Genomic DNA, 6,255 nt, shown 5'->3' with positions numbered 1-6,255 from the left:
TTGAACCGCCGTATACCGAACGGTACGTACGGTGGTGTGAGAGGTCGGAGCCTAACGGCTCCTCCTACTCGATTGGGATTTATTTTCGGCTCTTTGTTGTGGAATGCGAATGCAATGCAAGATGATGGACATGAAATGCAAATGGATTGGGGTGGTGGGAAAGTAACTAACGTACAGCAACCTATTGATGTGACGGTATTGACAGGCCCTGATGCGACAGCTGCCACTAAACGTTACCATTTTACTGCCGCGAAAAAGAGGATGGATGTTCCTGATGGATCAGAAAAAGAACTTTGGCTTTTTAATGGGCAAATGACTGGCCCTGCTATTCGGGTAATACAAGGGGACGTGGTAGAAGTAACGCTGACGAATAAAAATATTGCGGACGGTGTAACAATTCATTGGCATGGCTATGATGTTCCTAATGCTGAGGACGGTGTGCCAGACATTTCGCAAAAAGCAGTAAAAGTGGGGGAAAGTTATACGTATCGCTTTACCGCTGACACGGCTGGGACGTTTTGGTATCACTCACATAATCAGTCATCAGAGCAAGTGGGGCATGGTCTATTTGGGTCGCTTATTGTGGAACCGAAAAAGCAAACGCAAAAAGAGTTAGAAATTGTTGGTTTTGTCGCGCCAAAGTATGTGGATTCATCCGGTGCGCTACTATCTGCGAATGGAGAGGTGCCTAAAAATATCAAGCCGGGTACAAATGTACGAATACGCTTAGGAAATGCGCATAATAAACCACAAAAACTAATTTTGAATGGTACACCGCTTCAAATTGCAGCGATTGATGGGAACACAATTTATAAACCTACAGATTTAGAAAATACATATTTACAAATTCCTGCTGGTGGTCGGATGGATATTGCGTTCACAATGCCAAATCATGTGGTCCGTCTATTTGATGCAAAAGATGAGGCGGGTGGCTGGATATTCCAATCTACGTTAAAAGCGACGAAAGTATCGAAAGACATTCCGGCCGAGGTCTTCAAACCAGAGGAATACGGAAAGCAGCAGGTGAGCACATTAGATACTTCTAACGGTTTTGATCGAACGTTTACGATGGTTTTTGATAGCAAATTAGCTTTTTTTGATGGAATGGTGCATCATTTATGGACAATTAACGGCAAGTTGTATCCAAATACGCCGATGCTGATGGTGAGTGAGGGCGATTTAGTGAAGACGACCTTTGTGAACCGTAGTTATAGTCATCACCCAATGCATTTACATGGACATAAAATGTTGGTATTAATGCGAAATGGTGCGGCAACAACAGGTAGCCCATGGTGGACAGATACGCTAAATGTGAAACCAGGAGAAACATATGAAGTGGCTTTTAAAGCAGATAATCCTGGTATTTGGATGGATCATTGTCATAACTTGGATCATGCTACCAATGGTATGATGATGCATCTGCAATATGATAATGTTTACACGCCATTTTCTGGACACACGCATGAATAAACCCTAAACTCAAAAACAGAGCAAAACACTTGTCATAGGCGGTATTGTGTGCTATTATAGGAAACGGTGTTAAAACATCACACACACATGAGGATAGTTCAAAGGGTGCTTGATTTCAAGTCTTTGGTTGGTTGATTCATGTGGAGGGCGGAAAAATCCGCAAAAAATAAAACCATAGGAGGGAATAACATGCCTGTTATTTCAATGAAACAATTGCTAGAAGCTGGGGTACATTTCGGCCACCAAACACGTCGCTGGAACCCAAAAATGAAGAAATACATCTTCACAGAAAGAAACGGTATCTACATTATCGATTTGCAAAAAACTGTTAAGAAAGTAGATGAAGCTTTCAATTTTATGAAAGAAGTATCTGCTGACGGTGGAACAATTCTTTTTGTAGGAACTAAAAAACAAGCGCAAGATTCCGTTCGTGATGAAGCGATTCGTTCAGGTCAATATTTTGTTAACCATCGTTGGTTAGGTGGAACATTGACAAACTTTGAAACAATCCAAAAACGTATTAAACATCTTAAGAAAATCGAAAAAATGGAAGAAGACGGAACTTTTGAAGTCCTTCCTAAAAAAGAAGTTGTTCTTCTTAAAAAAGAGCAAGAAAAACTTGAAAGATTCCTAGGCGGTATTAAAGATATGAAAGGTCTTCCTGATGCATTGTTCATCGTTGACCCTCGTAAAGAACGTATTGCTGTTGCAGAAGCTCGTAAATTAAATATCCCGATTATCGGTATTGTTGATACAAACTGTGATCCAGATGAAATTGATTACGTAATTCCTGCAAATGACGATGCTATCCGCGCGGTTAAACTTTTAACTGCTAGAATGGCTGACGCTATCATCGAAGTAAACCAAGGTGAAGAGCAAGAAGTTCCTGTAGAAGAAGTAAAAGCGCCAGTTGTTGAAGAAACAGTTGCAGCGGCTCCAGCTCCAGTAGCTGAAGAACCAACTACAGAAGCTTAAGAACTGATTTCAAACTAACAAGGTGATAAGTGGCAATCTCTTATCACCTTTTTTCAAAGATTTTTATATTAGGAGGAATTGTAAATGGCTAACGTTACAGCTCAAATGGTAAAAGAACTACGTGAAAAAACTGGTGCAGGTATGATGGACTGTAAGAAAGCATTAGTAGAAGTAGATGGAGATATGGATTTAGCAATTGACTACCTACGTGAAAAAGGTATCGCGAAAGCTGCGAAAAAATCTGATCGTATCGCTACAGAAGGTATGACAAGTGTTGTTAGTAATGATAAACACGTTGCAGTGCTTGAAATCAATGCAGAAACAGATTTCGTTGCTAAAAACGATCAATTCATTCAGCTAGTAAAAGATATTTCTAACCAATTACTAATTGTTCGTCCAGATAACTTGGATGAAGCGTTGAAAACAGAAATGCCAAACGGCCAAACTTTACAAGACTACATCAACGAAGCAATCCAAAAAATCGGTGAAAGAATCTCTCTTCGTCGTTTTGAAATTAAAGAAAAAGTTGCAGATCATGCATTTGGCGAATACATTCACATGGGTGGACGTATTGGAGTATTAGTTGTTCTTGAAGGAACTTCTGATGACGCAGTTGCAAAAGATGTAGCAATGCACGTTGCAGCAATTAACCCTAAATATATTTCACGTAATGACGTTTCCCAAGACGAAATTGCACACGAAAGAAAAATCCTTACAGAACAAGCACTTAACGAAGGCAAACCAGCTAATATCGTTGAGAAAATGGTCGAAGGTCGCCTAACAAAATATCTTAGCGAAATTAGCCTAGAAGATCAACCGTTTGTTAAAAATCCAGACGTAACTGTTGGTCAATTCGTGAAAGAAAAAGGCGCTACAATCAAATCATTCGTTCGCTTTGAAGTCGGCGAAGGTTTAGAGAAAAAAGAAGATAACTTTGTTGAAGAAGTTATGAATCAAGTGAAGAAATAATTCGCTTTCAAGTAATTCGATTGACCGCTATTCGTTCAGAGTAGCGGTTCTTTAATATATTTTCTGCTCGATACTCGATAATCGAAAAAAAGAAGCAAGGCGTGATATATATCTATCGCGCTTTGCTTCTTTTCTAATTGCCAGTCAACAAATCAATTGCATCTGCTAACTTGGTGCTAACGGCTTGATCATTTCTCAAATCATCTTGCACCTTCATAGCTTCCTCAGGTATTTCTGTAATAATCCCATCAACGTCTGCAAGCATGTATTTTCGGGCGGCTTCAGGAGTTGTAATTGTCCATACCAGCAAGTCCATATTACGCTCATGGGCTTGTCTCTGCATGCTGGCGCTAAATGAAAATTCTTCAATAACAATGAAATCAGCGTTGATATTCACCAAGTTTCCAAAATTAAGAGGTACAATAAAACCAACACGCATGGCAGGATAACGCTCTTTAATGGTTTCTACAATATTTCGATCCAACGACTGGTAAATATAATCGCGTTCTACACCATGTTTTTGCACTATTTTTTCAAAATTAGCAAGGAAATCTTTGGACTCACCGCCGTGTGTTTTAATTTCGATATTTAGATTTACATTCCATTTTTTTGCGTGTTCAATATAAGTTTCTAGTGATGGAATTGTTGATGTGAAACCGTCTTGTCGAATTGTTACTTTCTCTAACTCGGCTAACGTCATATCGCGTACATTACGATTGATGCCTGCCATTCGTCTTAGATTGGTATCATGAAACACAACAAACTGGTGGTCTTTCGTTTCAAGCACGTCCATTTCAACAAAATCTACACCAATTTTTGCAGCGCCATGAAGCGATTCAAGTGAATTCTCAACACCAGCGCTTTTCAATCCGCGGTGGGCGATGATTTGTGTATTGTCGCTATACGTTATTTCGGTCAAATAGAAACCATTAATCGTTATTAGAGCAAGGACTAAAGCGGTAATAGTGACATAAAAGGACTTGCGATGTTTCTTTTTCACGACTTGCATCTGCTTGTGTGAAATGACTTTATTTTCGCGCGTTAAAAACATAAAATTAACAGCATGCGCAACGTAAATAGGGGTAATCGTGAAGGCAACAATGAAGAATATCTGGCTCAGCGTCAGCGATATTCCAGCTACGACTGGTGCTGCCGATGACCATAACTGTTCTGCTAAAATAGTCGGTAGCAGAAAAATCATAAAAGCGATAAAAAGCAGACCAGCTGCGACAAGCGACATAATTACGAAAATCGCTACTATACGCCATGTTTGCCAGCGAGTAATTGTCCAACTACGTTTCATCGCTTGAAAAATTGTACATTTCCTTGTCAAAAAAATCTCCAGCGAGAATACTAATCGGATATTAATGTAAATCACGATGGCAATAAAACTAAAGTATAAAATAGCGCCAGAAGTAGATTTTAGTAATTCGTTTACAATAAAATTGGGAATATAAATTCCGTCCGTTAATTCAGAATGGAGCCCCATTCCCGCAATCGGAACAATCAGTGCGAAATATAATAGAAAAAAGACGAATTGGTACGATAACAAATATTTGGATTGTTGCATGATTTTTCGAAAAATCATCCGGATGGTAAATGGAATTTGTTGCTGGTGATAGTAGGTGATAAGTATCAAGACAGATAATTCAAGGTAAATAAAAAACAGAGCTAGTAATCCGAAAATAATCGCAAATAGCAAACCGAGTGGATTTCGCAAAAATTCTAAAATATTCTGATCCGTTATGCTATCATAGCCAAGTGATGTCGTCATGAAGCTGAAAAATAAAGCTAAAAACGGAAAGGCTAGTAAAAGAATCGTTGCTTGTAAAACAAATACAAATTTTATGTAGTACCATGAGTTAAAACGGGTATAAAACAAAGAAGTCCTCAAGGTTTTCCAAATTTTGATTGTGTTCATTCAATTTCTCCCCCTTATTTCTGTTTTTCATTATACGATAAGTTAGCAATAATTAGTAGCATGAAAAGATTATTTTTGAAATTTGTATGAAAATGCTTTTGCTTGAGGCATTTTTTTAGTATTATAGAATATGATGGAATTATTCCGAGTGTTAGGAATGAGCCAAATAGAAAGTAGATGGAGGTCAATATGGATACCCCAGAATATAAACGAGTAGTATTGAAACTTAGTGGTGAAGCTTTAGCAGGAACGGAAGGATTTGGGATTAACCCACGTGTCGTAAACTCCATCTCGCAACAAGTGAAAGAAGTCGTAGAACTTGGCGTGGAGGTCGCTATCGTTGTTGGTGGCGGTAATATCTGGCGCGGTAAGCTAGGAAGCGAAATGGGGATGGATCGTGCGGCAGCAGATTACATGGGTATGCTTGCAACGGTCATGAACTCTTTATCCTTACAAGATTCACTGGAGAATGTTGGTGTTGCTACACGTGTTCAAACTTCCATTGATATGCGGCAGATTGCTGAACCGTATATTAGACGCAAAGCGATTCGTCATCTGGAAAAAGGGCGCGTTGTTATTTTTGCAGCGGGAACTGGGAACCCTTATTTCTCAACAGATACAACAGCGGCATTGCGCGCAGCTGAAATCGAGGCTGAGGTCATTTTGATGGCGAAAAACAATGTCGATGGTGTTTATAGTGCCGATCCAAAATTGGATGACAGCGCAGTGAAATATGATGAATTATCGTATCTAGATGTGATTAAAGATGATTTACAAGTCATGGATACAACGGCTTCATCGCTAAGTATGGACAATGATATTCCATTAATCGTCTTCTCGTTTGAAGAGACAGATAACAACATCAAACGTGTTATTTTAGGCGAAAAAATAGGGACAATAGTAAGAGGGAGGAAATAATT

Annotated in this window: 5 protein-coding genes; 4 read left to right on the top strand and 1 reads right to left on the bottom strand. The window is 39.1% G+C overall.

The window, feature by feature from the left end; all coding sequences use genetic code 11:
• The 3 genes from R8925_RS04480 to tsf form a co-directional block, all read left to right on the top strand.
• Positions 1-1,470 (top strand): multicopper oxidase family protein (locus R8925_RS04480; protein WP_430534714.1); only part of this gene is annotated, 1,470 nt, incomplete at its 5' end.
• A gap of 189 nt (positions 1,471-1,659) precedes the next feature.
• The gene (gene rpsB / locus R8925_RS04475; protein WP_430534713.1) at positions 1,660-2,445 is read left to right on the top strand and encodes a 30S ribosomal protein S2; all 786 of its coding nucleotides are present in this window, start codon (positions 1,660-1,662) and stop codon (positions 2,443-2,445) included.
• An 84-nt stretch (positions 2,446-2,529) separates the two neighbouring features.
• Complete coding sequence (gene tsf, locus R8925_RS04470; RefSeq protein WP_133620200.1) at positions 2,530-3,414, top strand: translation elongation factor Ts; 885 nt, start codon at positions 2,530-2,532, stop codon at positions 3,412-3,414.
• A gap of 133 nt (positions 3,415-3,547) precedes the next feature.
• Here tsf and R8925_RS04465 read toward each other — a convergent pair whose 3' ends face one another.
• On the bottom strand, positions 3,548-5,335 hold the full coding sequence (locus R8925_RS04465; RefSeq protein ID WP_430534712.1) for a glycerophosphoryl diester phosphodiesterase membrane domain-containing protein: 1,788 nt from the start codon (positions 5,333-5,335) through the stop codon (positions 3,548-3,550).
• A 189-nt stretch (positions 5,336-5,524) separates the two neighbouring features.
• On the opposite strand from R8925_RS04465, the gene pyrH reads away from it, so the two are divergent.
• Positions 5,525-6,253 (top strand): UMP kinase, encoded by a 729-nt coding sequence (gene pyrH / locus R8925_RS04460; protein WP_036069567.1) that lies wholly within the window; start codon positions 5,525-5,527, stop codon positions 6,251-6,253.
• The last annotated feature ends 2 nt before the right edge of the window (positions 6,254-6,255 follow it).

The sequence above is a fragment of the Listeria rocourtiae subsp. hofi genome (assembly GCF_963575615.1).
GTDB lineage: Bacteria > Bacillota > Bacilli > Lactobacillales > Listeriaceae > Listeria_A > Listeria_A hofi.
This window is presented reverse-complemented; position numbering and strand designations above follow the sequence as displayed.

What these genes read in the sequence shown, in the direction of transcription:
- tsf (WP_133620200.1), top strand. Translation starts at nt 2,530, where the DNA reads ATGGCTAACGTTACAGCTCAAATGGTAAAAGAACTACGTGAAAAAACT.
- pyrH (WP_036069567.1), top strand. Translation starts at nt 5,525, where the DNA reads ATGGATACCCCAGAATATAAACGAGTAGTATTGAAACTTAGTGGTGAA.
- rpsB (WP_430534713.1), top strand. Translation starts at nt 1,660, where the DNA reads ATGCCTGTTATTTCAATGAAACAATTGCTAGAAGCTGGGGTACATTTC.
- R8925_RS04465 (WP_430534712.1), bottom strand. Translation starts at nt 5,335, where the DNA reads ATGAACACAATCAAAATTTGGAAAACCTTGAGGACTTCTTTGTTTTAT.